The organism is Amycolatopsis sp. NPDC114505, from assembly GCF_055633615.1.
Map to the genome: position 1 here is coordinate 3,575,067 of NZ_JBVKDV010000001.1, position 24,901 is coordinate 3,599,967.

At 72.1% G+C, this 24,901-nt stretch carries 24 protein-coding genes; 11 read left to right on the forward strand and 13 right to left on the reverse strand.

Translation table 11 applies throughout. From position 1 onward, the window contains the following. Positions 1 to 32: 32 nt before the first annotated feature. Together ACZ7OU_RS17670 and ACZ7OU_RS17675 are read left to right on the forward strand one after the other, a co-directional pair. Positions 33 to 1,106, forward strand: a complete 1,074-nt coding sequence (locus ACZ7OU_RS17670; RefSeq protein ID WP_470240889.1) for a Glu/Leu/Phe/Val dehydrogenase dimerization domain-containing protein — start codon at positions 33 to 35, stop codon at positions 1,104 to 1,106. Continuing rightward, on the forward strand, positions 1,103 to 1,906 hold the full coding sequence (locus tag ACZ7OU_RS17675; protein WP_470255805.1) for a serine hydrolase: 804 nt from the start codon (positions 1,103 to 1,105) through the stop codon (positions 1,904 to 1,906). The genes ACZ7OU_RS17670 and ACZ7OU_RS17675 overlap by 4 nt, the downstream gene beginning before the upstream one ends. 96 nt (positions 1,907 to 2,002) lie before the next feature. Here the strand turns inward: ACZ7OU_RS17675 and ACZ7OU_RS17680 are convergent, their stop codons facing one another. Beyond that, positions 2,003 to 2,950, reverse strand: coding sequence for a LysR family transcriptional regulator (locus ACZ7OU_RS17680; protein WP_470255806.1), 948 nt, complete (start codon positions 2,948 to 2,950; stop codon positions 2,003 to 2,005). Between the two features lie 84 nt (positions 2,951 to 3,034). On the opposite strand from ACZ7OU_RS17680, the gene ACZ7OU_RS17685 reads away from it, so the two are divergent. Beyond that, complete coding sequence (locus tag ACZ7OU_RS17685) at positions 3,035 to 3,973, forward strand: MBL fold metallo-hydrolase (protein ID WP_470255807.1); 939 nt, start codon at positions 3,035 to 3,037, stop codon at positions 3,971 to 3,973. A gap of 142 nt (positions 3,974 to 4,115) precedes the next feature. Here ACZ7OU_RS17685 and ACZ7OU_RS17690 read toward each other — a convergent pair whose 3' ends face one another. Continuing rightward, on the reverse strand, positions 4,116 to 4,301 hold the full coding sequence (locus ACZ7OU_RS17690) for a DUF5302 domain-containing protein (RefSeq protein WP_004559232.1): 186 nt from the start codon (positions 4,299 to 4,301) through the stop codon (positions 4,116 to 4,118). A gap of 82 nt (positions 4,302 to 4,383) precedes the next feature. After that, the gene (locus ACZ7OU_RS17695) at positions 4,384 to 5,340 is read right to left on the reverse strand and encodes a winged helix-turn-helix transcriptional regulator (RefSeq protein WP_470240885.1); all 957 of its coding nucleotides are present in this window, start codon (positions 5,338 to 5,340) and stop codon (positions 4,384 to 4,386) included. A 139-nt stretch (positions 5,341 to 5,479) separates the two neighbouring features. Here ACZ7OU_RS17695 and ACZ7OU_RS17700 point away from each other — a divergent pair, with 139 nt between their 5' ends. The 5 genes from ACZ7OU_RS17700 to ACZ7OU_RS17720 all read left to right on the forward strand — a co-directional run bounded on the left by ACZ7OU_RS17700 (position 5,480) and on the right by ACZ7OU_RS17720 (position 11,339). Beyond that, entirely contained in the window at positions 5,480 to 6,952 is a 1,473-nt protein-coding gene (locus tag ACZ7OU_RS17700; protein WP_470240884.1) for a carotenoid oxygenase family protein, read from the forward strand. Between the two features lie 74 nt (positions 6,953 to 7,026). Beyond that, complete coding sequence (locus tag ACZ7OU_RS17705) at positions 7,027 to 8,646, forward strand: class I adenylate-forming enzyme family protein (RefSeq protein ID WP_470255808.1); 1,620 nt, start codon at positions 7,027 to 7,029, stop codon at positions 8,644 to 8,646. Positions 8,647 to 8,650: 4 nt separating this feature from the next. Then, positions 8,651 to 9,838, forward strand: coding sequence for an acetyl-CoA acetyltransferase (locus ACZ7OU_RS17710; protein WP_470255809.1), 1,188 nt, complete (start codon positions 8,651 to 8,653; stop codon positions 9,836 to 9,838). Then, positions 9,835 to 10,818: an LLM class F420-dependent oxidoreductase gene (locus ACZ7OU_RS17715; protein WP_470255810.1), complete on the forward strand. Its 984-nt coding sequence runs from the start codon at positions 9,835 to 9,837 to the stop codon at positions 10,816 to 10,818. Before ACZ7OU_RS17710 ends, ACZ7OU_RS17715 begins: the two co-directional genes overlap by 4 nt. Before the next feature lie 2 nt (positions 10,819 to 10,820). Continuing rightward, positions 10,821 to 11,339: a pyridoxamine 5'-phosphate oxidase family protein gene (locus ACZ7OU_RS17720; protein WP_470255811.1), complete on the forward strand. Its 519-nt coding sequence runs from the start codon at positions 10,821 to 10,823 to the stop codon at positions 11,337 to 11,339. Positions 11,340 to 11,662: 323 nt separating this feature from the next. On the opposite strand, the gene ACZ7OU_RS17725 is transcribed toward ACZ7OU_RS17720, so the two are convergent. After that, complete coding sequence (locus tag ACZ7OU_RS17725) at positions 11,663 to 12,505, reverse strand: SGNH/GDSL hydrolase family protein (RefSeq protein ID WP_470255954.1); 843 nt, start codon at positions 12,503 to 12,505, stop codon at positions 11,663 to 11,665. Positions 12,506 to 12,616: 111 nt separating this feature from the next. On the opposite strand from ACZ7OU_RS17725, the gene ACZ7OU_RS17730 reads away from it, so the two are divergent. Next, complete coding sequence (locus ACZ7OU_RS17730; RefSeq protein ID WP_470240879.1) at positions 12,617 to 13,858, forward strand: PucR family transcriptional regulator; 1,242 nt, start codon at positions 12,617 to 12,619, stop codon at positions 13,856 to 13,858. Positions 13,859 to 14,142: 284 nt separating this feature from the next. Here the strand turns inward: ACZ7OU_RS17730 and ACZ7OU_RS17735 are convergent, their stop codons facing one another. Then, a complete protein-coding gene (locus tag ACZ7OU_RS17735; RefSeq protein WP_470255812.1) occupies positions 14,143 to 14,532 on the reverse strand; it encodes a hypothetical protein in 390 nt (129 codons plus the stop codon). 82 nt (positions 14,533 to 14,614) lie between these two features. After that, positions 14,615 to 15,481 (reverse strand): alpha/beta fold hydrolase, encoded by an 867-nt coding sequence (locus ACZ7OU_RS17740; RefSeq protein WP_470255813.1) that lies wholly within the window; start codon positions 15,479 to 15,481, stop codon positions 14,615 to 14,617. 67 nt (positions 15,482 to 15,548) lie between these two features. Here ACZ7OU_RS17740 and ACZ7OU_RS17745 point away from each other — a divergent pair, with 67 nt between their 5' ends. Then, complete coding sequence (locus tag ACZ7OU_RS17745) at positions 15,549 to 16,304, forward strand: TetR/AcrR family transcriptional regulator (protein WP_470255814.1); 756 nt, start codon at positions 15,549 to 15,551, stop codon at positions 16,302 to 16,304. A gap of 107 nt (positions 16,305 to 16,411) precedes the next feature. Here ACZ7OU_RS17745 and ACZ7OU_RS17750 read toward each other — a convergent pair whose 3' ends face one another. From ACZ7OU_RS17750 to ACZ7OU_RS17765, 4 genes are all read right to left on the reverse strand, one after another. Continuing rightward, entirely contained in the window at positions 16,412 to 17,056 is a 645-nt protein-coding gene (locus tag ACZ7OU_RS17750; RefSeq protein ID WP_470255815.1) for a TetR/AcrR family transcriptional regulator, read from the reverse strand. A 68-nt stretch (positions 17,057 to 17,124) separates the two neighbouring features. Next, positions 17,125 to 18,816 (reverse strand): flavin monoamine oxidase family protein, encoded by a 1,692-nt coding sequence (locus ACZ7OU_RS17755; protein WP_470255816.1) that lies wholly within the window; start codon positions 18,814 to 18,816, stop codon positions 17,125 to 17,127. Next, positions 18,813 to 19,568 carry a carbon-nitrogen hydrolase family protein gene (locus ACZ7OU_RS17760; protein WP_470255817.1) on the reverse strand — a complete coding sequence of 252 codons (756 nt, stop codon included), beginning with the start codon at positions 19,566 to 19,568 and terminating at the stop codon, positions 18,813 to 18,815. Before ACZ7OU_RS17760 ends, ACZ7OU_RS17755 begins: the two co-directional genes overlap by 4 nt. Beyond that, positions 19,565 to 20,956, reverse strand: a complete 1,392-nt coding sequence (locus ACZ7OU_RS17765; RefSeq protein WP_470255818.1) for an amino acid permease — start codon at positions 20,954 to 20,956, stop codon at positions 19,565 to 19,567. The genes ACZ7OU_RS17760 and ACZ7OU_RS17765 overlap by 4 nt, the downstream gene beginning before the upstream one ends. Positions 20,957 to 21,187: 231 nt before the next feature. Between ACZ7OU_RS17765 and ACZ7OU_RS17770 the strand changes: the two genes are divergently transcribed. Next, entirely contained in the window at positions 21,188 to 22,021 is an 834-nt protein-coding gene (locus ACZ7OU_RS17770) for an SCO6745 family protein (protein ID WP_470255820.1), read from the forward strand. A 171-nt stretch (positions 22,022 to 22,192) separates the two neighbouring features. Here the strand turns inward: ACZ7OU_RS17770 and ACZ7OU_RS17775 are convergent, their stop codons facing one another. Genes ACZ7OU_RS17775 through ACZ7OU_RS17785 form a run of 3 tightly spaced genes read right to left on the reverse strand, consistent with a single transcriptional unit; the run spans position 22,193 to position 24,874 of the window. Next, the gene (locus ACZ7OU_RS17775; RefSeq protein ID WP_470255821.1) at positions 22,193 to 23,485 is read right to left on the reverse strand and encodes a sensor histidine kinase; all 1,293 of its coding nucleotides are present in this window, start codon (positions 23,483 to 23,485) and stop codon (positions 22,193 to 22,195) included. A gap of 2 nt (positions 23,486 to 23,487) precedes the next feature. Beyond that, the gene (locus ACZ7OU_RS17780; RefSeq protein WP_470255822.1) at positions 23,488 to 24,198 is read right to left on the reverse strand and encodes a response regulator transcription factor; all 711 of its coding nucleotides are present in this window, start codon (positions 24,196 to 24,198) and stop codon (positions 23,488 to 23,490) included. Between the two features lie 16 nt (positions 24,199 to 24,214). Beyond that, positions 24,215 to 24,874 carry an IclR family transcriptional regulator gene (locus ACZ7OU_RS17785; RefSeq protein ID WP_470255823.1) on the reverse strand — a complete coding sequence of 220 codons (660 nt, stop codon included), beginning with the start codon at positions 24,872 to 24,874 and terminating at the stop codon, positions 24,215 to 24,217. Positions 24,875 to 24,901 lie beyond the last annotated feature (27 nt).

Consider the following 24,901-nt stretch of genomic DNA (forward strand, 5'->3'; position numbering starts at 1 on the left):
AACCGGGCGCGGGAGACAAAGGAGTCACCACCGTGACCGAAGGAGTGTTCGCCCGGTCGTCCGGGCACGAACAGGTCGTGTACTGCCACGACCAGGCCAGTGGCCTCAAGGCCATCATCGGCATCTACTCCACCGCGCTCGGGCCCGCCTTGGGCGGGACGCGCTTCCACCCCTACGCCACCGAAACGGACGCGCTCGACGACGTGCTCGCGCTGTCCAAGGGCATGGCGTACAAGAACGCGCTGGCCGGGCTCGACCTCGGCGGCGGCAAGGCCGTCATCATCGGCGACCCGAAGACGCTCAAGTCCGAAGCGCTGCTGCGGGCGTTCGGACGCTTCGTGCAGTCCCTCGGCGGCCGCTACATCACGGCGTGCGACGTGGGCACCTTCGTCCAGGACATGGACGTCGTGGCGCGCGAATCCGACTTCGTCACCGGCCGTTCGCCCGAGGACGGCGGCGCCGGCGACTCTTCCGTGCTGACGGCGTTCGGCGTGTTCCAGGGCATGCGGGCGTCGGCCGAGCACCTCTGGGGCAGCCCGGACCTGGCCGGCAAGCGCGTCGGCGTGGCCGGCGTCGGCAAGGTCGGGCACATCCTCGTCGGACACCTCGTGGACGCCGGTGCGCAGGTGACCATCACCGACGTCTACGAGCCGGCGATCTCGCGTACGCGGTCGATCTACCCGAACGTGCAGGTCGTGTCCGATGTGGACACCCTGCTGCGCACCGAGCTGGACGTCTTCGCGCCGTGCGCGCTGGGCGGCGTCCTGACCGACGCGACGGTGCCGGTGCTCGGCGCTCGCATCGTGTGCGGCGCGGCGAACAACCAGCTCGCGCACGCCGGCATCGACAAGCAGCTCGCCGACCGCGGCGTCCTGTACGCGCCGGACTACCTGGTCAACGCCGGCGGCGTGATCCAGGTCGACGACGAGCGCCACGGCTTCAACTTCGAGCGCGCCAAGCGCAAGACGACGGCCATCTTCGACACGACGAAGGCCGTGTTCGCGCTGGCCGAGGCCGACGGAGTACCCCCGGCGACGGCGGCCGACCGCCTCGCGGAGCGCCGGATGGCGGAGGTCGGGCGGCTGCGGTCCATCATGACTGTGTGAGTCTTTCCTCTCTGTTCGAGGCGGTGGGCGTGCGGGGGTTCCTGCACGTCCGTCGTCTCGGCGCCTCGGGTTCCTGCGGTCTCGCCGCGGATTCGCCGGTCGTGCTGGCCTCGGTGGTGAAGGTCGCGCTGGCGTACGAGTTCGCCCGCCAGGTGGCGGCGGGCCAGCTCGACCCGACGGACCGGGTACGGGCATCGGCGGCGGACCGCCTCGGCGGCAGCGGCTCGGCGGGTTTCGCGGACGACGCGTCGTACAGCTTGCGCGACGCGGCTTCGCTGGCGCTGTCGGTGTCGGACAACACGGCTGCGGACCTGCTGTTCGACCGGGTGGGCGTGGCGAACGTGCGGTCGTTGCTGGCGGAGCTGGGGTTGACGCGGACTTCGGTGATCGGCGCGCCCCGGGACCTGCTGCGCACGATCATGGAGGACACGGCGGCGGGAGTTCCGTTGCGGGCATTGGATCCTTTGCGGACATCGGCGACGACGCCGCGCGAGATGACTGCGTTGCTGTCGGCGCTGTGGAGCGACCCTGGGCCCGGCGCGCAGGTGTTGGAGTGGATGTCGGCGCAGGTCAGCTGGCACCGGCTGACGGCGGGGTTTCCCCCGGAGGTGGCGGTGGCGGCCAAGACGGGGACGATGCCGGGAATCCGCAACGAGATCGGGGTGGTGACGTACCCGGACGGTCTTTCGTACGCGATCGCGGTGTTCACGGTGGGCGGCGCGGAGACGTTGAGGCGCCCGGACATCGACCGAGCAATCGGCGACGCGGCCCGCACGGCGGTGGATCAGCTGCGCTCGTAGCGGCGCGGTCTGCCGCGGCTGGGTCGTGAGTGAGAAACAGTGTTCTAACCCTGTTTCTCACTCACGACCCCCTCGCCCAGCGGGAGGCGGGCGCCCTCAGCTGCGCTCGTAGAACACGTCCCACGGCCGCGCGCCGCCCGCGTCGGGCGGCACCAGCCGGGAGATCCCGTCGTCGCGCAAGACCTCCGCCGCGATCTCCGCCAGCTTCGCCGCCTGCGGGTGCGGGCTCGACGACGGCCAGGCGAACGCCGTCCGTGCGCGCAGGACCTCGCCGTCGAGGGGGCGCCAGACCACGCGCGGTTCCTTGCGGGCCTGTGGCTCGAACGCCACGCCGTGCCCCGCCAGCACCAGGCCGAGCACGAACTCCGGGTTGCGCGCGTGCCGGATCGACGCCGGGCGGAAGCCGTGGTCCCAGCACGTGCGCAGCAGCGCGTCGTAACTGCCGGGCGCCGCCGCGCGCGGGGCGTGCACCAGGCCTTCGCCCGCCAGGTCGGCCAGGGACAGCGACGCGTGCCGGGCCAGCGGCGAGTCGCGGGGGAGGACCACGCCCAGCGGCGTGTCGACGGCCGGCCCGAGCTCCAGCCCGATGACGTCCACCGGCAGCTGCAGGAGCCCGGCGTCGAGTGAGCGGTCGGCCAGCAGCCGCGCCTGCTCGGCCGTCGTCAGCTCCTGCAGGTCGAGCCGGACCGCCGGGAACTGCGTGGCGAAGGCCGTCAGGAGCGCGGCGAGCACCCGCCCGGGCAGCTCCGGCGGCACGCCCGCGCGCAGGGCGTCCATCTCGCCGCGCTCGGCCTTCGCGACCAGCGCCGTCATGCGGTCCCAGCGGCCCAGCAGGTCACGGGCCTCGGCGCGCAGCACTTCGCCGGCTTCGGTGAGCGTGACGCGCCGGCCGCGGTCGAACAGCTTCGCGCCCAGCTCGGCTTCGAGCCGCTTGACGCGCTGGCTCAACGGCGGCTGCGCGATGCCGAGCCGGTCGGCCGCGTGGCCGAAGTGCAGTTCCTCGGCGACGACCAGGAAGTACCGCAGCGAACGGAGGTGGTCCACGCTGCGACGATACTCGTCCGCATATCGATATGCCGACGTCTCGATCTTGGACAGTGCCCTCGGGGACGTGGTCGAGTGCCCGGCATGGACTTCAGCAGACGAGGGCTACTGGGCGCGGGTGCGGCGGCAGCGGCGATCCTGGCGGGCGCTCCGGCGGCGGCCGCCGCTTCGGGCACTTCGCGGATGACGCTGCGGTGGTGGGGGAACAACGGCTGGGAGATCCGCGTGCCGGGCTCGGCCGGCACGAAGACGATCCTCATCGACCCGTGGCTCACGCGGTTCAAAACCGGCACGTACACCCCGGCGGGCGCGGACCCGAAGACGCCGCTGTCGGTGAACAAGCCGCTGATCGACGGCTACCTCGACCGCGGCGAGCTGCGTGCGGACCACATCCTGGTGACCCACGGCCACTACGACCACCTCACCGACGTCCCCTACCTGGCCAAACGCACCGGAGCGACGGTGATCGGCACCGAGACCCATTTGAGTCTCATGGCAGCATTGGGCGCCCCGGAGGACCAGCTGTCGATCGCGAGCGGCGGCGAGGACCTGACGTTCGACGGCTACTCGATCCGGGTCCTGAGGTCGTTGCACTCGGCAACGGGCGAGCGCGCGCGGGTGCCGTTCCCGGGGTCGCGCCCGCTGTCCCGCCGCGACCGCCCGCGCGTGATCGAGGACCTGGTGGAGGGCGGCACGCTGGCGTACGCGGTCACCGGCGGCGGAGCGAGCGTCGTGAACTTCGGCGGTTCGAACTACATCGAGTCCGAGCTGGCCGCCCTCCGCCCGGACGTCGTGTGCGTACCGGTCGGCGGCGCGAAGGTGACGCAGTACGTGCCGAGGCTGCTGCGCACGCTGGGCAACCCACGCTTGGCAGCGGCGACCCACTGGGACGACTTCGACCTGCCGCTGGGGCAGGCGCACGACCCCAACGGCGGGTTGGAGGTGCTGCGCAAGGCGGTGGCGGCGGCTTCGCCGGGGAGCGAGTTCGTGGTGCTGGACCACCTGGGTTCATTCACGCCATAGCGGCTTGTCCACAGCCCCACCGTGTTGTGGAAAACGAAACCGCCCGGCAGCTTGCCGGGCGGTTTCGTCGGTGCCCGCCGATACACTGGGACCGGGGACGCCCCCCAGGGAAGGGCGGGGGCGTTTTCCGGCCCGGCGAGGCTCAGCCGCTCTTGCGGCGGAAGGTCCTCTTGTTGGCCGCGGGCCCGTGGGCGTGCTGGTTCTTGCCGCCGCCGTTCTCGTGGGACGCTCCCGAGCGGGCGTGCGCCTGCTTGCGCTCCAGCGCCTCCCGGAACTTGCGCTTGACGTCGTCCTCCTCGCCGCTGGGCGACGGATTCGGTTCACTCATGCTTACCTCCGGAACTGACGACGTGTGACCGCTCCAGCCTGGCATCAGACAAACCGCTTGGCGAGTCGATTACGTCACGTCATCAGCGTTTGGGGGACGGCACCCCGCCGAACTGCACCGACTGGCGGGTCAGCGGGCGGCCACAGTGGTCGCACAGCAGCATCGGCCGCAGGCGGTTGCCGCATTCGACGTGGTGGAGCGTGATGTCCGGCTCCTGGCCCGCCACCTCGAAGCCGCGTGACCACTCCGCGATGAACGCCAGCGCCGGGAAGAACGCCAGCCCCTTCGCCGTCATCCGGTAGTCGCGCGCGTCCGTGCGCGTGGCAGCCGTGCCGGTGCGCAGGACACCCACCTCCACCAGCTTGCTCAGCCGCGCCGACAGCACGCTCGGCCCGATGCCCAGCTCGCGCTCGAACTCCGAGAAGTGCCGGCAGCCGAGCAGCGCGGACACCAGGAGCCCCGTCGACCAGCGGTCGCCCAGCAGCTCCATCGTGTCGGGGAAGAACATCATCGGGTCGCCGGCCAGGGATTCCGCGTCCTTGCGGCGGAAGCGCTTGGACGCCGTCGCGGCCGCCACGCCGGTGGTGTCGAGCCGGGTGGCCCGGACGTCGCGCGCGTCGACCCGACGGCCGCAGGCCCCGCAGCCGAGGGGCGCTGATGTAGCCAGCTCGCAGTCGAGGTGGATCAGCGTCGGCAGCACCTCGCGGCGACCTTCGACCCACTCCCGCTCCCAGGCCCAGATCGAAATCAGCAGCGGCCACAGCTCCAGGCCGCGCTCGGTGAGCCGGTACTCGTGCCGCGTGCGGCGCGCGTCGCGATAGGGCACGCGCGTGAGCATGCCCGCCTCCACCATGTCCCGCAGGCGTCCAGACAACGCCGTCGGCGAGATGCCCAGCCGCAGGCGCAGCTCTTCATAGCGTCTGAAGCGCAGGAACAGGCTCTGCAGGATGAGCAACGTCCACTGGTCGCCGACCAGTTCGAGTGCTCTCCGGAGCGGATCCCCCGCGGGCCGGATGCGCTGTGCGGTCGCCTCGGTCACCGTCTATCCCCCTGTTCCACGAACGGCCTCAGCGTACACCTGACTACACCTAAAGAAGCCTATTGACACCTGACTACACAAATCATAGTCTCATCCCCATCAGCCAGCGCGGTGAGCCCGACGACCAGGGAGCAGCCCGATGACCAGCACCTCCGAACAGCCGCTGATGGTGGCCCGGACGGCGGACACCGGCGAGGCCAACCCCTACCTGCTCGGCGTCTACGCCCCGGTCAGCACCGAGATCGACGCGGAAGACCTGCAGGTCATCGGCGAGATCCCGAAGGACCTCAACGGCGTCTACCTGCGCAACGGCCCCAACCCGCGGTTCGCCCCCGAAGGCCGCTACCACTGGTTCGACGGCGACGGCATGATCCACGCCGTCCACCTGGAGAACGGCAAGGCGCGCTACCGCAACCGCTGGGTCCGCACGAAGGCCTTCGAGGCCGAGTCCGAGGCCGGCAAGGGCCTCTGGACCGGCGTCATGGAGAACCCGGCGGACAACCCGTTCGGCAACACCCACGGCCTGGGCCTCAAGGACAACGCCAACACCGACGTCGTCTTCCACCGCGGCCGGATCCTCGCGACCTGGTACCTGTGCGGCTCGCCGTACGGCGTCGACCCGCTCTCGCTGGAGACCCTCGGCGCCGAAGACTTCCTCGGCACGCTGGTCGGCGACATGATGGCCCACCCCAAGGTCGACGAGGCCACCGGCGAGCTGTTCTGGTTCGACTACGGCCCGCGCCCGCCGTACCTGCGCTACGGCGTGATCAGCGCGGACGGCAAGGTCGTGACGACCACCGAGATCGAGCTGCCCGGCCCGCGCCTGCCGCACGACATGGCCATCACCGAGCACTACGCCGTGCTGATGGACCTGCCGCTGGTCCAGGACGTGCAGGCGGCGAAACAGGGGCGGCACAAGCTCCACTTCGACCGCTCGATGCCGAGCCGCTTCGGCGTCATGCCACGCTACGGGGACGGTAGCCAGATCAGGTGGTTCGAAGCGAGCCCGTGCTACATCTACCACGTCGTCAACGCCTGGGAAGAGGGCGAGGAAGTCATCCTCGACGTCTGCCGCGTGCAGAAGCCGGCACCCCGGCCCGACGCGCACACGCCGCTCGCGAAGATGCTCTCCTACCTGCGCCTCGACGCCCAGCTGCACCGCTACCGCTTCAACCTGCGGACCGGCGTGTGCCGCGAGGCCCCGCTCGACGACGCCAACACCGAGTTCCCGACCGTCGACTCCCGTGGGGTCGGCACGCGGAACCGGTACTCCTACGCGGTGCACATCTCGCCCGAGTCGACGCTGAAGTTCGACGGGCTCGTGCGCTACGACAATCTTGCCGGCTCCAAGACCGAATACCGGTTCGGTCCCGGCCGGTGGGGCAGTGAGGCCCCGTTCGCACCCCGCGACGGAGCAGCCGCCGATTCGGCGGACGGTTATCTGGTGACGTTCGTGCAGGACGAGCGTGAGGGACGCTCGGAACTGGACATCTTCGACGCCGCCGAGCTCGCTGCCGGACCCGTGGCCAGGGTCCTGTTGCCCCAGCGGGTTCCGCTCGGTTTTCACGCGACCTGGGTCCGGGCGGACCAGCTGGAAAACCTCCGTTCATGAGATGCCATCGAGAGGGTCGCGCCCGGGACTTCCGGACGCGGGGATGGTGGAGTGCGGAGACGATCGACCGGCTCGTGAAGGAGCGGGTCAGTGCCGACCCGGAGGGTCTCGCGCTGGTCGATCCACCGAACACCACCGCACTGGTCGGACGCGACCCGGTGCGGTGGACCTGGAACCGGCTCGACGAACGCGTCGACGTCCTGGCCGCGTTCCTGCTCGCCAGAGGGGTGCGAGCAGGCGACGTAGTGGCCGTGCAGCTGCCGAACTGCTCGGCCCTGGTGCAGGCGTTCCTCGCGATCGTCCGGCTCGGTGCCGTGGTCACCCCGTTCCCGGTGTCCTACCGGGAGCACGAGATGGGTCCGATGTGCCGGCGCACCGGGGCTGTCGCGGTGGTGACCGCATCCAGATACGGCGAGCACGAGCTCGCCGGGGCGGCCCTTGGGCTAATAGGCGCTTCGGCGCCGTCGGTCCGGTTCGTCGTCGCCCGGGGGGACGACGAACCGGCCGGCGCCCTGGCCTGGCCCGAAGATCCACTGTCCGAAGCGGACCGCTCCACTTTGGACGCGTATCTGTCCGAACTCGACACCGACGTGAACGACTGCGTCACGATCTGCTGGACGTCCGGCACCGAAGCCGAGCCGAAAGCGGTTCCACGCTGCCACGGCGACTGGCTCGCGACGGCCGCGGGCTGCGCGCAGGCGGCCGGCCTGACGTCCGAAGACGTCCTGCTGTCGCCGTTCCCCATGACGAACATGGCCGGCATCGGCGGGATGTTCCTGCCGTGGCTGCTGACCGGTGCGGTCTTCGTCCCGCACCACCCGTTCGACCTGCCGGTGTTCCTGGGGCAGCTCGCCGCCGAACGCGTGACGTACACGCTCGCGCCACCGGCGTTGCTGACCATGTTGCTGCACAACGAAAAGACCCTGTCCGGAGTGGACATTTCCGCGCTGCGGAAGATCGGCTCCGGCTCGGCGCCGCTCTCGCCGTGGCTCGTGCGCACCTGGGCCGAGCGGTACGGCATCGACATCATCAACTTCTTCGGCTCCAACGAAGGCACCGCGCTGCTGTCCGGCCCGATCGACATCCCGGACCCGGAGCAGCGCGCGAGCTACTTCCCGAACTACGCTTCCGATGTCACGTGGTCGACGCCCGTCGCCGGCTGGACGTCGGTGCGGTTGCACGACCCGGTCACCGGCGAGCACGTGACCGGACCCGGGCGCCCGGGTGAGCTGCACATCGCCGGGCCGACGGTGTTCGCCGGCTATTTGACGTCGGTGGGCGAGCCGCTGGACACGTCGTCCTTCGACGAGGACGGGCACTTCCGCACCGGCGACGTCTTCGAGATCGCCGGCGAGCGCGGGGAGTTCCTCAAGTACGTCGACCGGATGAAGGACCTGGTCATCCGCGGGGGGATGAACATCTCGCCCGCCGAGGTCGAGGGCCTGCTGGCCGGGCACCCGGACGTCGCCGACGTCGGGGTGATCGGCGTGCCCGACGACGTCATGGGGGAGCGGGTGTGCGCGGTCGTCGTGCCGGGGGCGCGCAAGCCGTCGCTCGACGACCTGGTCGCGTACCTGCGCGAGAAGAAGGTGGCCGCGTTCAAGCTGCCGGAACGGCTCGAGTACGCCGACGCCTTGCCCCGCAACCCGGTGGGGAAGATCCTGAAGCGGCAGCTGCGGGAAAGTCTGGAGTGAGGCCATGACCGTGTTCGTGCTGGGCGGGGCGCAGACCGACTTCGCGCGCAACTACGCGAAGGAGGGGCGCGGGATCCTCGAGCTGTTCGCCGAGGTCGTCCCGGCCGCTCTCGCGGACGCCGGTGTCACGGCCGAAGACGTCGGAGTCGCGCACGTCGGGAACCTCGCGGCGGAGCTGTTCACCGGGCAAGCGCAGCTGGGCGGGCTGCTGGTGGCCGCCGTCCCGGAGCTGGACGGGGTGCCGTCGACCCGGCACGAAGCCGCGTGCGCGTCCGGCAGCACCGCCGTCCTCGCCGCGTGCGCGGACATCGAAGCGGGCCGCTACGACGTGGCGCTGGTCGTCGGCGTCGAGCTGATGCGCAACGTCGACGGGCAGCGGGCCGCCGAGCACCTCGGGTCCGCCGCGTGGGCCGGGCACGAAGCCGTCGCCGCGAAGTTCCCGTGGCCCGCGCTTTTCGCCGACGTCGCTTCGGTGTACGACTCGCGATACGGGCTCGACCCGGAGCACCTCGGGCAGTTCGCGTCGCACGCTTTCGACCGCGCGGCAACGAATCCGCTCGCCCAGGCCCGGGACTGGCGGTTCCCGGCCGGCGCGTTCGGGCCCGACGACGACCTCAACCCGGTGATCGAGGGCAGCCTGCGCAAGCAGGACTGCGGCCGGATCACCGACGGCGCCGCGGCGGTTCTGCTGGCCTCGCCCGCGTTCGCCGAGCGGCTCGGCGGCGGCTTCCCGCGCATCGCCGGTTTCGGCCACCGCACCTCCCACATCGGCCTCCGGGAGAAACTGTCCGCGGACGGCGAGTACCTGTTCCCGCACCTGCGCGGCGCCGTCACCGATGCCTACCGGCGCGCGGACGTGGCCGGGCCGGACGCGCTCGACGTCGTCGAGCTGCACGACTGCTTCACGATCACCGGGCTGGTCGCGCTGGAGCACCTCGGCGTCGCGCCACCCGGCGACGGCGGCAAGTTCATCGCGGACGGCGGCCTCGACACGGCCGGGATCAACCCGGGCGGCGGCCTCCTCGGCCTAGGCCACCCGGTCGGCGCGACCGGCGTCCGGATGCTGCACGACGTCGCCCGGCAGGTGACCGGCAAGGCGGGCGAGACGCAGGTGGACGGCGCGCGGACGGCGTTGACGCTGAACATCGGCGGCTCGTTCACCACGGTCGTCACGATGGTGGTCACCGCATGAGGCTTTCGGTGTCGCTGGGGCTCTGGCAGGACCGTCCGCCGGAGGAGGCCCTCGAAACCGCGCGCGCCGCCGAGGCCGCCGGGTACGAAGAGCTGTGGATCGGCGAAATGGCGACGTGGGACGCGTTCGCCTTGGGAACGGCGATCGGTGCGGCGACTTCGTCCCTTTCGCTGACTTTCGGGCCGCTGGCGGTGACCGTGCGGGACCCGGCGACGATCGCGATGGGCGTGGCGTCGGTCGCGGCGCTGACCGGGCGGACGACCGGCGTCGCGCTGGGGACGTCCAGCGACGTCGTGGTGCGGGGGTGGCACGGCCGGTCCCGCTCACGTGCGGCCACGGCGCTGGAGGAGTCGGCGATCGCCGTGCGGCAGCTGGTTTCCGGTTCGAAGTCCACTGTGGACGGATCTGTGGTCGGGTCGCAGGGGTACCGGTTGCGTTTGGCTGCCCCGAAATCGCCGTTGACGATCGCGGCGTTCGGGCCGCGCGCGCTCGACGTCGCCGCGCGGCACGCCGACCGGATGGTGGTCAACCTGGTCAGCCCGGCGGCCGCGGCGACGCTGGTGCGTGGGCTGCGAGAGGCGGCCGCGCGGGCGGGTGTCGTGCCACCGCCGGTCGCCGCGTGGGTGGTCGGCGCGGTGGATCCCGGGCCGGCGTCGCTCGAACAACTGCGTCGCGGCGTGGTCGGGTACCTGGCGGCGCCGGGCTACGGCGAGATGTTCCGCGCGGCGGGGTTCGGCGAGCTCGTCGACTTCGCGCGCACGCGTCCGCACCCGCGTGAGCTGCTGGCCGCGGTGCCGGCGTCGGCGATCGCCGTGGTGGGGTTGCTGGGGTCCCGCGAGGAGGTCGCCGCGAAGGCCGCCGAGTACGCGGAAGCCGGGATCGACGAGCTGGCGATCGTGCCCGCGACCAGCGACGACGACCCAGGTGGCGCGAAAACCCTGGAAGCGTGTCGATCCGCGATCCTCCCGTTCGACGCGTAGGCATGACGGAACCCACGCACACCAAGAACCTCGACCGGACCGGGTCCGCGGCGCTGCCGTGGAGCAGGGCGCGCGACCTCCTCGCGACCCAGACCCCGCACGAAAACCTGACGTTCTTCGTCGGCACCGTCCGCCCCGACGGCCGCCCGCACGCGGCCGGCGTCGGAGCCATCTGGGTGGACGACGCGCTGTACTTCGTGAGCGGGCCGGGCACCCGCCGGGCCCGCAACCTGGCGGCGAACCCGGCGTGCAGCGTGTCGGTGCGCCTGAACGGCCTGGACCTGACGATGGAGGGCGAGGCCCACCGCGTCGCGGACGCCGCCACCCTGGAGCGAGTGGCGGCGGTCTACGGCGAGGGCGGCTGGCCCGCGACGGTGGAAAACGGCGGGTTCAACGCGCCGTTCATGGCACCGGGCGCCGGACCCGCGCCGTGGCACCTGTACCGGCTCGCACTGCACCGGGCGGTGGGCATCGCCAGCGCTGAGCCGCACGGCGCCAGCCGCTGGGACTTCAGTCACTGACCACGGCGTCCGGGCGCCGGTCGGGGGGACCGGCGCCCAAGCTCTGACCTCGGCCGCCGATCGCCGCGAGCACGGCCGCTGGTCACTGCGGCCGCACCCCGTGCCGCCCGGCGCTGTCCGGTCTCAGCCGCTGATCGCCGCGGCTACCTGTGCGCCGATGTTGCGCATGCCCGTGCGTTCGGGTGCGGCGGCGACCGGCCGCTGATCGCCGCGGCTGCGGGCCGGCCGCTGCGCGTGCCTGGCTTGAGCTGCCTGCCGCAGCCGCGTTTCGTGGCGCCGGCCGCGACCGGGCGGCGCCACCTCGCCCGGCGCCGTGCCCTGCCTCAGCCGCCGATCGCCGCCGTCACCAGGGCTCCGATGTGGCGCATCCCGGTGGCGTTGGGGTGCAACGGGGCCGCGACCGACGTCGGGATCACGCTCTCGAACCACTTCACGCCGGGCAGCTTGCAGACGTCGTGCCCGATCGATGCCGTCCGGACGTCGACGTACCGCGCGTTGTGCGCCGCCGCCTGGCGGGCCAGGGCCGCGTTCGTCTTGTCGACGCTGCCCTGGATGTAGTTCGCGTCGCGCGGGGTCAGCGGCGCGACCGGCCAGCACCCGTTGTGCGGCAGGTAGGTGCCGTAGCCGGCGACGAAGACCGTCGCGTTCGGCGCGTGCGTGTGGATCGCGTCCAGCAGCGCGCCCCACGTCGGCTCGAACGCCGCGATCTTCTCGGCCAGCTGGTCGTGCCCGCCGGCGGTGTAGCGGTCGACGCAGTCCGGGTTGATGCCGGGCAGCAGGTTGATGCAGCTGGTCGCGGCGCCGACCAGTCCGACGTCGTTGCCGCCGATGGTCAGCGTCACGGTCTTCGTGCTCGCGCCGAGCGCGTCCAGCTGCGGCGGGACCGCGCCGGTCTCCGTCGACTGCGGCGCGTACATGTCCGCGGTCGTCGCGCCTGAACACGTGACGTCCTTCAGCGGGGTGCCGAGCTGCTTCGCGGCGACGTGCGGGTAGTTCGCGAGCGACCGGAGACAGCCCGGGGACGAGAGGTCCGGGGGCAGGATCAGCGGGCCGGCCGCGGCCGAGTCCCCGAGTGCCACGTATTCGCCTGCGGTGCTCGCTTCGGCCGTACCCGCCGTCGTCGCGAGAGCCGCGACCAAGATCGTGATGAACGCCGTTGTCCTCACTCGCACGCCGTCCTCCTTGACGTTGTGCCGATGATTGGTCTCCGTGACACCATCGGCACCGACGGTGCCCGGATTGACTGGGAATCCGGGCAGAGAACGAGGGGATCGGTTGTGACGGAGCACAAAACCGGCGGCGACCTGGCCCTCGGCGGGCAGCGCGTCCACGAGCGGCTCACCCAGGAGGAGCCGGAGCTGATCGCGCGGGTGCTGACGCGCATCCAGGAGGACGTCGCGGACTACCGGCGGCTGCCGGTGGAGGAGCTCGCCGGCGACATCGCGCGGATCACCCGTCAGGCCGTGCGCGCGTTCGCCCGGAGCCTGCGCGAAGACCGGCAGCTCAACGACGCCGAGCTGCGGCAGATCGGCGCGTCCGCGGTGCGCCGCGCGGAGGAAGGCTTCCCGCTGGAGGCCGTGCTGACCGCGTACCACGTCGGCGCGCGGGAGATCTTCGCCGTCGGCTCGGCGGACGCGGGCAGCGCGGACGTCGCCGACCTCCTCGACGTCGCGGACCGGGTGCTGGCGTTCGTCGGCACCGTCACCGGCGCGGTCACGCGGGGCTACCTGGAGGAGCTGCGCACGAAGGTCGGGCAGGAGCACACCGCGCGGCGCACGCTGCTTTCGGTGCTGGCCGACGGCGGCCCGGTCGACGTCGTCGCCCGCAGTGCCGGGATCACGCTGCCCGCGCGGTACCTGGTGCTGAGCGTCGAACTGGGGCCGCACGCCGACGAGGCGTCCCCGGGCGTCGACGCCGACATCGCGATCCGCCGGAAGCTGCGGCGGTTCCTGGCGGCGTTCGAACAGTCTTGCGGCGACGGGGTTTTGGCGTCACTGGACGGCCCGGGCGGACTGGTGCTGCTGCCGCTGGCCGGGCGGCTGTCGACGGTCTCGGAGTGGGGCACGCTGCTGGAGACGGCCGGGCGCGCGGCGGGCGTCGACGTACTGGCGGCGGCCGACACCGCGACGCCGCCGGAGGTCCGGCTCGTGGCCGGGCGGACCAGCGAGGTGCTGGACGTGCTCCGGTGGTTCGGGCGCCCGCCGGGGTTGTACCGCCTCGACGACGTCCTGATGGAGTACCAGCTGACCCGTCCGGGCGAGGCCCGCGACCGGCTCGCGGCGGTGCTGGCGCCGTTGGACGCGCACCCGGAGCTGGTCGAGACGCTGTCGACGTACCTGGAGCTGGACACGAACCGCCGCCGCACGGCGGCCCGCCTGCACGTCCACCCGAACACGGTCGACTACCGCCTGCGCCGCGTCCGCGACCTGACGGACATCGACCCGCTCCATCCCGCCGGCCTGCCGCGCATCATCGCGGCTTTGGCGGCCCGCCGGGCTTCGCCCCCGCGCACGGTTTGACGTGTCGACCCTCCAGACACGCGTGTCGACCCTTCCATCACGCGTGTCGACCGTTCACTCACGCGAGGTGCCCTTCCGACCACGCGAATTTCGTGTACCGGAACGGCGAACTCGCGTGCCTGGGCGGACGACACGCGTGCTTGGACGGACGACACGTGTGTCTGGAGGGTCGACACGTGTCTGGAGGGTCGACACGCGTGATTGGGGGGTCGACACGGCCGGCGGGCCTCTCGATCCCGCCGGCCGGAGGCCGGACCCGAGGCCGGACCGAGGCCGGAACCAGGTCAGCTCGCCGTGGTCATCGCCTGGGAAGCCGGGACCTCGGCCGGACGGCGCGGAGCCGGGATCCGGACCGGCACCGAAGCGCGGGAGATGAGCCGCGCGAAGGAGCCGAAGGCGACGAGCGCGGCGAAGGCCAGGGCGGCGAGACCGGCCGCCGGGGTGAAGGCGAGTTCGCCGGCCCGGCCGAGCACGAACCCCGAGTCCAGCGCCCACGCCACCGCCGCGACCCCGATCGCGGCGGTGGCCGTACTCCAGAACGCCGTCAGCAGCACCACCGCGCCCAGCGTGACCAGCGCGTACCACGGATGTCCCGTTGCCCCGCACAGTTCTGCCAGTAGCACCGCGACCACCGCCGTCGCACAGCCGAACGGGAACCCGAAGCCACCACTCATGCCGTCCAGCGAACCCCGCGGCAAGCCGGGGAACGCGAACCCGGACGCGTTCCGTACGCCCGGACCCCGGGTTCTTGACGCCTTATTGACCTGCCAGGCCGGCGATCGCCGCGGTCAGCGTCGGCCAGACCGCGCGTGGCAGGTTGTGGCCCATGCCCGGGATCACCAGCAGCTCCGCGCCCGGGATCGCCTCCGCCGTCGCCTTGCCGCCGCTGACGTCGATCAGCGGGTCGGCGTCGCCGTGGACGACCAACGCCGGCAGCCGCACCGAACGCAGGCCCGCCGTCCGGTCGCCCGAAGCCAGGATCGCCGCCGCGTGGCGCAGCGTGCCCACCGGGTGGCGGGCGCGGTCGTAGTGCAGCGTCGCCTTGGCCAGCAGGAACGCCGGGTCGTCCGGGTAGCCGGGCGACCCGAGCCGCCGGTAGCCGTCGACGCTGTCGGCGAGGGCCTGCTCGCGCGTCGACGCCGGTGGGCGCGTCAGCAAAGCCAGTGCCCACGGCTCGGCCCGCCCGACCGCCGGGTCGCCGGTGGTCGACATGATCGAGGTGACCGACAGCAGCCGGTCCGGGTGGTCGATCGCCAGCTGCTGCACGATCATCCCGCCCATCGACGCGCCGACGACGTGCGCGCGGTCGATGCCCAGCGCGTCGAACAGCCCGACGGCGTCGTCCGCGAGGTCCGAAAGCAGGTACGGCGCCGTCGAAAGGTCGCCGCCCGCCAGCGCGGCCAGATCCGGCGCGGGCAGCTCGTCGAGCCAGGTGGAGAGCCCGACGTCCCGGTTGTCGTAGCGCACCACGAAGAACCCGCGACCGGCCAGCAGCTCGCAGAAACCGTCCTCCCAGGTGATCATCTGGGCGCCGAGGCCCATCACCAGTACCAGCGGCGGATCGCCCGGATCGCCGAAAGTGTCGTATTCGAGCTCGAGACCGTTGGCCTGTGCGCGTGCCATGTCCCGATCCTGCCGTACCCGTGCGGAGCTGGCACCGGTCCCACCCGTGCGGTTACCGTTACCCCCCATGCCGACCTCATCCTCGGGTACCGGACAGCGCCCCCGGTCACGGGCCGCGGCGGGGCTCCCGGCCCTCACGGCCGACCGGATCATCAGCGCGGCGACGACGCTCACCGGCGAACGTGGCCTCGACAACTGGACGCTGCGGGAGCTCGCCCGCGCGGTCGAGGCCTATCCCGCGGTGATCTACCACCACGTCGGCGACCGGGACGCGGTGGTCAACGCCGTCGTCGACCGGGTGGTCGGCCTGCTGGAGCTGCCGGAGGCGCACCTGCCGTGGCAGGACTGGTTCACCGAGCTGCTGGCCAACCTGCGCGCGGTGCTGCGGGCCTACCCGGGCTGCGCGCGGCGCCTCGCGCTGTTCGGCCCGTCCGTCAAGGCGGCCACGCGCAGCATCGACGCCGGTGTCGGCGTGCTGCTCCGGGCCGGCTTCGGCCGCGAGAGCCCGATGGCCTACAACCTGCTGCTGATGACCGCGTGCCAGTTCGTCGCGATGGAGGACGACCGCGACGGCGCGCTCGCGCTGCGGATCGACAACACCGAGGAGTACGCGACCTACCGCGAGCGGGCCGACCTGCCCGGGATGGCCGAGCTCGGCTCGGCGATGCACGACCTGATGGGCGATCCCGACCTCGCCGCGGGGTACTACGCCCAGGTGTACGACTACGCGGTCCAGCGCTGTCTCGACGGCCTCGCCCACCGGCTCGGGCAACTCCGCGAATCGGCCGGCGAATCGGACGGCCCAGCGGACGACAAGGGCTGACAGCGACTTGACAGCGCTCCGGCGTACCGTGAGCGTGCGTCGGCGGTCCGCCGCCGACCCGGAGCCCCTGGCGCCCTCCTCCCCCTCGTGGCGCCGGGGGCTTCGGTCTATTCGCGACCGTCCGGCTGCGGCGGTGCCGCCTGGATCGCCGGGAAGATCTCGCCGACCAGCGTGACGAGCGACTTGGACAGCAGCAGGTGCACCTGGGCGCGGGTCAGCGACCCGCGCACGAGCCATTCCCGGCCGGCGGACTTCACCATCCCCCCGAACGCGCGCACGAGCGCGTTCAGCTCGGGCCCGTGTTCGCTTTCGCTGGACAGCCCGACGGCTTCGAGCACGCGGTCGGCGGACTCGCGGTCGGCCTCTTCGAGGATGCGTTCCACCTCGAGGTCGCGCCCGATGCCCTCCGGCGCGATCGCGGCCAGCCACATCCGCTCCTGGCTGGTGACCATGTCGAGGAACCACTCGATGGCGACGTCGGCGCGCAGTTCGAGCGGCCCGTCCGGCAGGATCTCGACGGCCAGCCGCGGCACGGTCAGCGCGCGGCGGATGATTTCCAGGTACAGCTCGCGTTTCGTGCCGAAGTAGTGGTTGATCAACCCCCGCGCGACGCCGGCCGCGGCGGCGATGTCCGAAGTGGACACTTCCGAGTAGGGCCGGTCACCGAACAGCCGCGCCGCGCAGACGTAGATCTGTTCCTTCCGTTCGTCCGGTTCCAGTCTTCGCCATCTCGGCGCCGGCTCGGTGTTCATGGTCCCATCGTCGCACGGCCCGCTGAACAGGGCAGTTCAGTCTCCCGGGTACCACGATCGGGGCATGCTCAGTCCGGCAGCGTGATCGGCGCGATGTCGGCGAAGCCGTCGCCGGGCCCCGGGTTCGCGGGGTCCGTTTCGCCGCCGAAGTGGTGCAGCACGCCCCAAACGGCGTTGAGTGCCGTCTGCACCGCGCCTTCGGCCCAGCCCGCCGTCCACGAGACGTCGTCACCCGCCAGGAAGAGCCCGCGGTGACGCTCCGCCAGCTCGTCCTGCACGAAGTGCGTGAACAGCCGGTGCTGGTAGCGGTAGTGCCCGGGCAGGTTCGCCTTGAACGCGCCCATGAAGTGCGGTTCCGCCTCCCACGACACGGTCACCGGGTCGCCGATGATGTGCTTCCGGACGTCGACGCCGGGGTAGATCTCGCGCAGCGACTGCAGCATCACCTCGACGCGCTCGGTCACCGAAAGCGGCAGCCACTTCAGCGAGTCGTCGGCCCACGTGTACGACAGGCAGATCACCGCCGGCTTCGCGGGGTCGTCGCCGAGCAGGTAGGTGCCGCGCGGCATCCGGTCGGTCAGCGTCATGCTCATCGTGTCGCGGCCGGTCGCCGGGTCGGGGTCGAGCCAGAACGGCCGGTCGACCGGCACGAACACCTTCGACGACTCCATGTAGTGCGTGCGCTCGATCGCCGTCCAGTGGTCGATCGGGAACAGCGCCTCGTCGCATTCGATCTTGGACAGCAGCATCCAGCTCTGCGCGGTGAACACGGCCGCCGGGAACGTCCGGATGTGCCCGGACGCGTCGGTCACCGTGATGTTGTTCGGCGCCGTCCGGTGCAGCCGCGTGACGCCCGGACGCGGCCCGCCCTCGTGCAGCGAGGCCAGCGACGTTCCGGCGGGCCAGAAAGCGACCTCGGCCGGCGCGTGTTCCCACAGCCGCAGGGGGAGCTGCCGGCTGCCGCCGGCGATGCTGCGGTGCTCGTCGTCGGCGCCGGTGTAGACGACGCGCAGGATCTCCAAAATGGAGTTGGGGAAGTCGGTGTCCCAGCCACCGGTACCGAAGCCGACCTGGCCGAAGATCTCGCGGTGGCGGAAGGAGGCGAACGCGGGGGAGTCGCAGAGGAACCCGTAGAACGTCTGGTCGTCCAGCTTCGGGACGAGCTCGTTCCACAGCCGCTTGACCGTCTTCGCGTCGCGGTCGCGGATCGCCGTCTGCATCTCGGCGAACGACGCGTGCTCGGCCAGCGTCCGGTCCCACGCGGCGGCGACGTCGGCGAACACCGCGGGCAGGTCGGCCGGCGTCCGCGCGTAGTGGCTCTGTCCCTTGAGGTCGACGACCGTGCTCGGCGTACCCGGCGCCAGGGGGTTGGGGAACGGCGTCGTCTCGAGCCCGACCTTGTCGATGTAGTGGAACAGCGCGGTCGACGCGGGTGGGAAGCGCATCGCGCCCATCTCGGCGACGACGTCGTCCGGGCAGCCGGGGAACCGCACGGTGCGCAGCCTGCCGCCGATTTCGGCGATTTCGTAGACCACCGGGCGCAGGCCGAGCTTCATCAGCTCGTACGCCGTGACGATGCCGGACAGGCCGCCGCCGATCACCGCCACCTCGGTGCCGTGCCGGTGGGCCGGCACCGAGCCCAGCCCGGCGGGGTGGGCGAGGTAGTCGTCGTAGGCGAACGGGAAGTCGGGGCCGAACATGGTGATCGGGCGGCCCGCCGGCTCGTCGTGGTGGATCGCGGTCGGGACAGCGGAGGTCATGCGGTGGTTCCTCGGTACAGTTCGGGCCGCCGGTCGGCCAGGTGGGTGTTCTCCAGCCGGGACGCGGCGAGCGCTTCCCGGGTCACTTCGGCGGTGATCAGCGCCGGGCCGGAGCCGGCGCGGGTCAGCACCTCGCCGGTGGGAGCGACGACGCAGGAGCGTCCGCAGTACGTCAGCTCCTGTTCGACGTCACAACGGTTGGCGTAGGCAACGAACAGCTGGCTCTCGTAGGCCCGCGCCGGCACCAGCGTGTCGGCGACCAGCTCGTACGGGCTCATCAGCGCGGTCGGCACGACCAGCAGCTCCGTGCCGGCCAGCGCGTGCGCCCGCACCAGCTCGGGGAACTCGACGTCGTAGCAGATCAGCAGCCCGACCCGGACGCCGCCGATGTCGGCCTGCACCACCGGCTCGTCGCCCGGGGTGAACCACGCCTTGTCGAGGTCGCCGAACAGGTGCGTCTTGCGGTAGTTCGCGCGTCGCCGCCCGGTCGCGTCGACGAGCTGGACGCTGTTGTAGACGTCTCCGCCGTCGGCTTCCGGATAGCCGTACGCCAGTGCGACGCCGGTTTCCCTTGCCAGCGCGGACATCCTGGCCGCGGTCGGGCCGTCGGCGGGCTCCGCGAGCTCGTGCGTGCGGGCGCCGATGTGGTAGCCGGTGGTGCTCATCTCCGCCGTGACGACGAGGTCCGCGCCGGATGCCGCGACGGCGTCGGGGAGCGCGTCGACCGGGCCCTGGTGGATCGCGACCCTCATGCGAGCCTCGACCGCCGGATGCCGTACCCGAAGTAGATCAGCAGGCCCAGCGCCATCCAGGCGCCGAAGACGACCCAGGTGGCGCCGTCGAGGCTGAACATCATGTAGCCGCAGCAGAGCACGCCCAGCAGCGGCGTCACCGGGGAGAGCGGCACGCGGAACGTGCGCGGCCGGTCGGGCTGGCGCTTGCGCAGCAGCAGGACGGCGATGTTGACCAGCAGGAACGCGAACAGCGTCCCGATGCTGGTGGCGTCGGCGAGCTTGCCGAGGGGGATGAACGCGGCCAGGACGGCGACGAACCCCGAGACCACCAGCGTGTTGATCCGCGGCGAGCCCGACTTCGGGTCCACTTTGGACAGCGACGGCGGCACGAGGCCGTCGCGGGACATCGCGAACAGGATGCGCGTCTGTCCGTAGAGGACGGTCAGCACGACGCTGGAGATCGCCACGATCGCCCCGACGGCGAGCAGGCCGGCCCAGAACGGGTTGCCCGAGACGACGGAGAGCACGTGCGACAGGGCCGCCTCCTGGCCGTCGAACTCCTGCCACGGCAGCGCGCCGACGGCGGCCACGGCGACCAGGCAGTACAGCACGGTGACGATGCCGAGCGAGAGCAGGATCGCCCGCGGCAGGTCGCGCTGCGGGTTCTTCGCCTCCTCGCCGGCGGTCGACGCGGCGTCGAACCCGATGTAGGAGAAGAAGAGCTTGGCGGCGCCGGCGCTCATCCCGGCGAGGCCCAGCGGCAGGAACGGCGTGAAGTTCCGAGCCTTGACCGCGGTGAACGCGATCGCGCAGAACAGCACCAGCGTCACGATCTTGACGGCGACCATGACGGCGTTGGCCCGCGCGCTCTCCTTCGCGCCGGACAGCAGCAGGAGCATCGCGAGGACCACGACGACGATGGCGGGCACGTTGACGATCCCGCCCGAGCCCGGCGGCTGGCTGAGCGCGTCCGGGATGGCGAAGCCGAAGGCCAGCCGCAGCAGTTCGTTGAGGTACTGCCCCCACCCGACGGCGACCGACGCCACCGAGACGCCGTATTCGAGGACCAGGCACCAGCCGCAGACCCAGGCGACCAGCTCGCCGAGCGTGGCATAGGCGTAGGAGTAGGACGAACCGGACAGCGGGATCATGCCGGCGAGCTCGGCGTAGGACAGCGCGGAGAAGAGTGCGGTGACCCCGGCGAGCACGAACGAGAGGACGACGGCCGGCCCGGCCACCGGAACGGCCTCGCCGAGGACGACGAAGATCCCGCTGCCCAGCGTCGCGCCGATGCTCAGCATGGTCAGCTGCCCGAGCCCGAGCGACCGCTTCAACGTGCCATGATCACTTTCGGCGACCAGATCGGCGACCGGTTTCCGCCGCACCGTCGCGGCTCGCAGATTCATGCCGACGACGGTATCTGCCGTCTTCGGCACGCAAAACAGGAGAACGTTGCGCGTACAGATGAATCACAGGTGATTCATTGCACATGACGCGCGAATCGTGGCGATTCGTTCCAGGCGGCCTGGGCCCGGCAAAAATTGATGGCAGCTCGGGTGTCGGATCCGGGGTGCGCAGTTCGTGGAGTAGGTGAGCGGCCGCCACCCAGGGCGCCGCCTGGACCCACAGGATGAACGATGTCGCACCCGGAACCCGTCGCCCGCCGCATGTACGACCTGGTCGAGCCGCTCGGCCTGGTCCCCTACTTCACCGACGAGCCGGACGCGGCCCTGATGGCCTTGGGCCTGCGCAACCCGTGGGACGCCTACTTCGCCGGACGGGCGGCGCCGTTCGGGCGGGCCGTGCCGGCCGAGGTGGTCCACGCGGTCTTCTACAACTTCGCCCCCGGCGAGGTGGCCCGCCACATCCCCCAGGTGTGGGACCTGACCACGCCCGAGGCGGCGCTGGCCGCGCGTGAACAGGGCTGCGTCGCGGGCATCCGCCGGATCCTCGGCGACCTCGCCGACGACCCCGCCGTCGCGCGCGCCGCCGACCTCCTGCTGACCGCGGCGACCAGCGCACCGGTGGAGGGACGCCCCCTCTTCGCCGCTCTGCGCACGGTGCCGGTACCCCAGGAACCGGTGGCCCGGCTGTGGCACGCGGCCACCCTGCTGCGCGAGCAGCGCGGCGACGGGCACACCGTCGCGTTGCTGACCGAGGGCATCGGCGGGACGGAAGCCCACGTGCTCCACGCCTTGTCCACCGGTACGGCCGCGGAGAAGTTCGGCCGGGTCTGGCACCTCCCGGCGGCGCAGCTGGACGCCGTCGTCGACGGCATGCGCGCCCGCGGTCTCATCGGCGCCGACGGCTGGCTCACCCCCGCCGGCGAGGCCACGAAGGACCGCGTCGAGGCGCTGACCGACCGGCTCGCCGAAGCGCCGTACAACGCACTGAGCCCCGAAGAGCTCGACGGTCTCGTCGCCGACCTCGAACCGATCTCGGCCGCCCTCCGGGCGGTCTTCCCGATGTAGCCGGCACCCGTGACCAGCCGGGCATCACGTGTGTCCGGCGGGGCATCACCTGTGATCAGCGGGGCATCACCGGTGTCTGGAGGGGCATCACGCGCGATGCCCCTCCAGTCACGCGTGATGCCTCCCCAGACACGTGTGATGCCCGTCCAGTCACGCGTGATGCCCGGTTCGTCACGTCGGGGTGGGGGGTTCGTCGGCCGGGAGGAGGAGCGTGAACGTCGGGGGGTCGGGGCGGCTGAGCCGGAGGCGGCCGCCTTCCGCTTCGGCGAGGCTGCGGGCCAGCCGCAGGCCGATGCCGTGGCCGGCCGCCGCCGTCGCGAACGGGTCCTTTTCGCCCAGGTCGGGGCCCTCGTCGGCGACGTCGATGGCCAGCGCGTCCCCCGCGTCGCGGGCGACCAGCGTCACCGTTCCACGACCGTGCGTCGCCGCGTTGTCCAGCAGTACGCCGAGGACCTGGCGGACCGCCGCGGCCGCCACCCGCGCCGGCGGCGGCTCCTCGCGGGTGATCCGCAGCGTGCGCCCGTGCGGTGCGAGCAGCGCCTCGCCGGCCTGCCGGATCTCCTCCAAGAGGGCGTCGAGGTCGAGCTCGGCCCGCGGGGCCCGGCGTTCGCGGCCCAGTGCCAGGAGGTCCTCGATGGTGCGTTCCAGCCGGTCGGCGGACGCGATCCCGGCGCGGATCGCTTCCCGGGGGTCCGCGTCCGGCGTCTCCAGTGCGGCCTCCAGCTGCAGGCGCAGCCCGGTCAGCGGGGTCCGCAGCTGGTGGGACGCCTCCGCGGAGAAAGCGCGCTCGCGCTCGAGGGTCTCGCCGATGCGGGTCGCGGTGGCGGCCAGCGCCTCGCCGACCCGGTCGATCTCGGCGATCCCTGCTCGCGGGCCGCGGGCGGTGAAGTCGCCGTCGCCGAGCCGCCCGGCCGCGGCGGCCAGCTCCTCCAGTGGCCGGACCAGCCGGGTCGTGTACCGCCGGGCCGTCAGCCAGCTCGCCCCGATCGCCACCACCGCGAGCGCGGCCATGCCGAGCCAGGTCAGCCCGACCCGCATCCGCAGCTCCGACATCGGGATCGCGGCGCGCACCACCCCGGTCACCCGCGCGCCGTTGAGCACCGGGACCGCCAGCACCACTTCGTCGGCTTCGCGGCCGATGACGACGTCCAGCGTGGCGCTCGCCGCCTGCCGCTCGACCGACCCGCCGACGGCCGGACCCCGGCCGGTCAGCAGCCGCGCGTCCGGGCCGTAGATCCCGACCTCGGTGCCGGCTTCGTCGTCGTCCAGCGGCGGCAGGACCGGCGGGCGCCCGGAGGCCAGCTCGTCCGCCACGGCCAGCGCCGTCGCGTCCGCGGCCCGTTCCAGGTCCGCCTTGGTGTCGTCGCGGTAGTACTGCATGGCCGCGATGAACAGCGGCAACGCGAACAGCACGGTCGCGACCAGTGCGGCCAGCACCGTCAAGGAGATGATCCGGCGGCGCACGGTCAGCCTTCGGCGACGGTCCGGGCGGGGTCCTCCAGCCGGTACCCGTGGCCGCGCAGGGTGGCGATCCGGGGCACCTCGGCGTCGGGCCCGGCCGCCGACGAGAGCTTGCGGCGCACCGCCGCGATGTGCACATCCAGCGTCTTCGTCGAGCCGTACCAGTGCGCGTCCCAGACCTCGGACATCAGCGTCTCGCGGCTGACGGCGACCCCGGGCTGCTCGGCCAGCCGCGCCAGCAGGTCGAACTCCTTGGCCCGCAGCACGACCTCGCGCCCGCCCAGGGTGGCGCGGCGGCCGGCGATGTCGACGGTCAGCCCGCCGACGGTCACCGGGGGCCGGGCCGCGGCCGGCGCGCCGCGGCGCAGGTGCGCGCGGACCCGGGCCAGCAGCTCGCCCAGCCGGATCGGCTTGGTCAGGTAGTCGTCCGCGCCGGCGTCGAGGCCGACGACGACGTCCATCTCCTCCTGCCGCGCGGTGAGGATGACCAGTACCGCCGCGGGCAGCGCGGCCCGCAGGCGGCGGCAGACCTCGACGCCGTCGAGGTCGGGCAGGCCGAGGTCGAGCAGCACCAGGTCGAAGTCGCCGGACGCGGCGGCCTGCAGGGCGGTGCGGCCGTCGCGGCGCCAGCACACCTGGTAACCGTGCAGTCGCAGGGTCGATTCGAGCACGCTGCCGATCGCGGCGTCGTCTTCCACCACCAGCAGGTTCGGCATGCCGGGAGCCTACGTTCTACTCCGGCCGGCCACCGAAACCGATCCGCGAAATGCGTCGTGAGGCGTCCGTCACTCCGGCCCCGAACTCCGCCACCGCCTCGGCCGTGAACCGCGTGGTCGGGCCGGTCACCGCCAGCGCGGCCAGCAGCCGCCCGTCGGCGTCGAGCACCGGGGCGGCGACGCTGGACGCGCCCGGCTCCGGCTCGCCGTGCCCGACCGCGACGCCCTCGGCGCCGGCGAGCACCTTCCCGGCGGCGCCGCACCCGAGCGGCAGCTCGTCCCCGACGTGGCCGACGTGCCGGATGGCCCGCGAACCCTCCTGCTGGGCCACGCAGACGAGTACTTCGGTGCTGCGGACGTACAAGTTGACCGTTTCGCCGTATTCCTCGGCCAGCTCGCGCAGCACTTGGCGGACCGGCTCGGGCAGCTGCCACGCGGCGTTCGCCAGCTGGGCCCAGCGCAGCATCCCCGGCCCGACGGTGACCCGCCCGTCCGGGCGCGTCCAGAGCAGGCCCCGCTGCTCGCAGGTGGCGACCAGCCGCAGCACCGTCGTCTTCGCCAGGCCGCTCGCGGCGGTGAGGTCCTTGACCGACCACGTCCGGCGGCGGTCGGTGAAGTGGGCCAGCAGGTCGAACGCGCGCAGCACGCTCCGGACCGCCCCGTCGTCGTCCGCCACCGAGCGACCCCCGTCCGCCTGATGGAG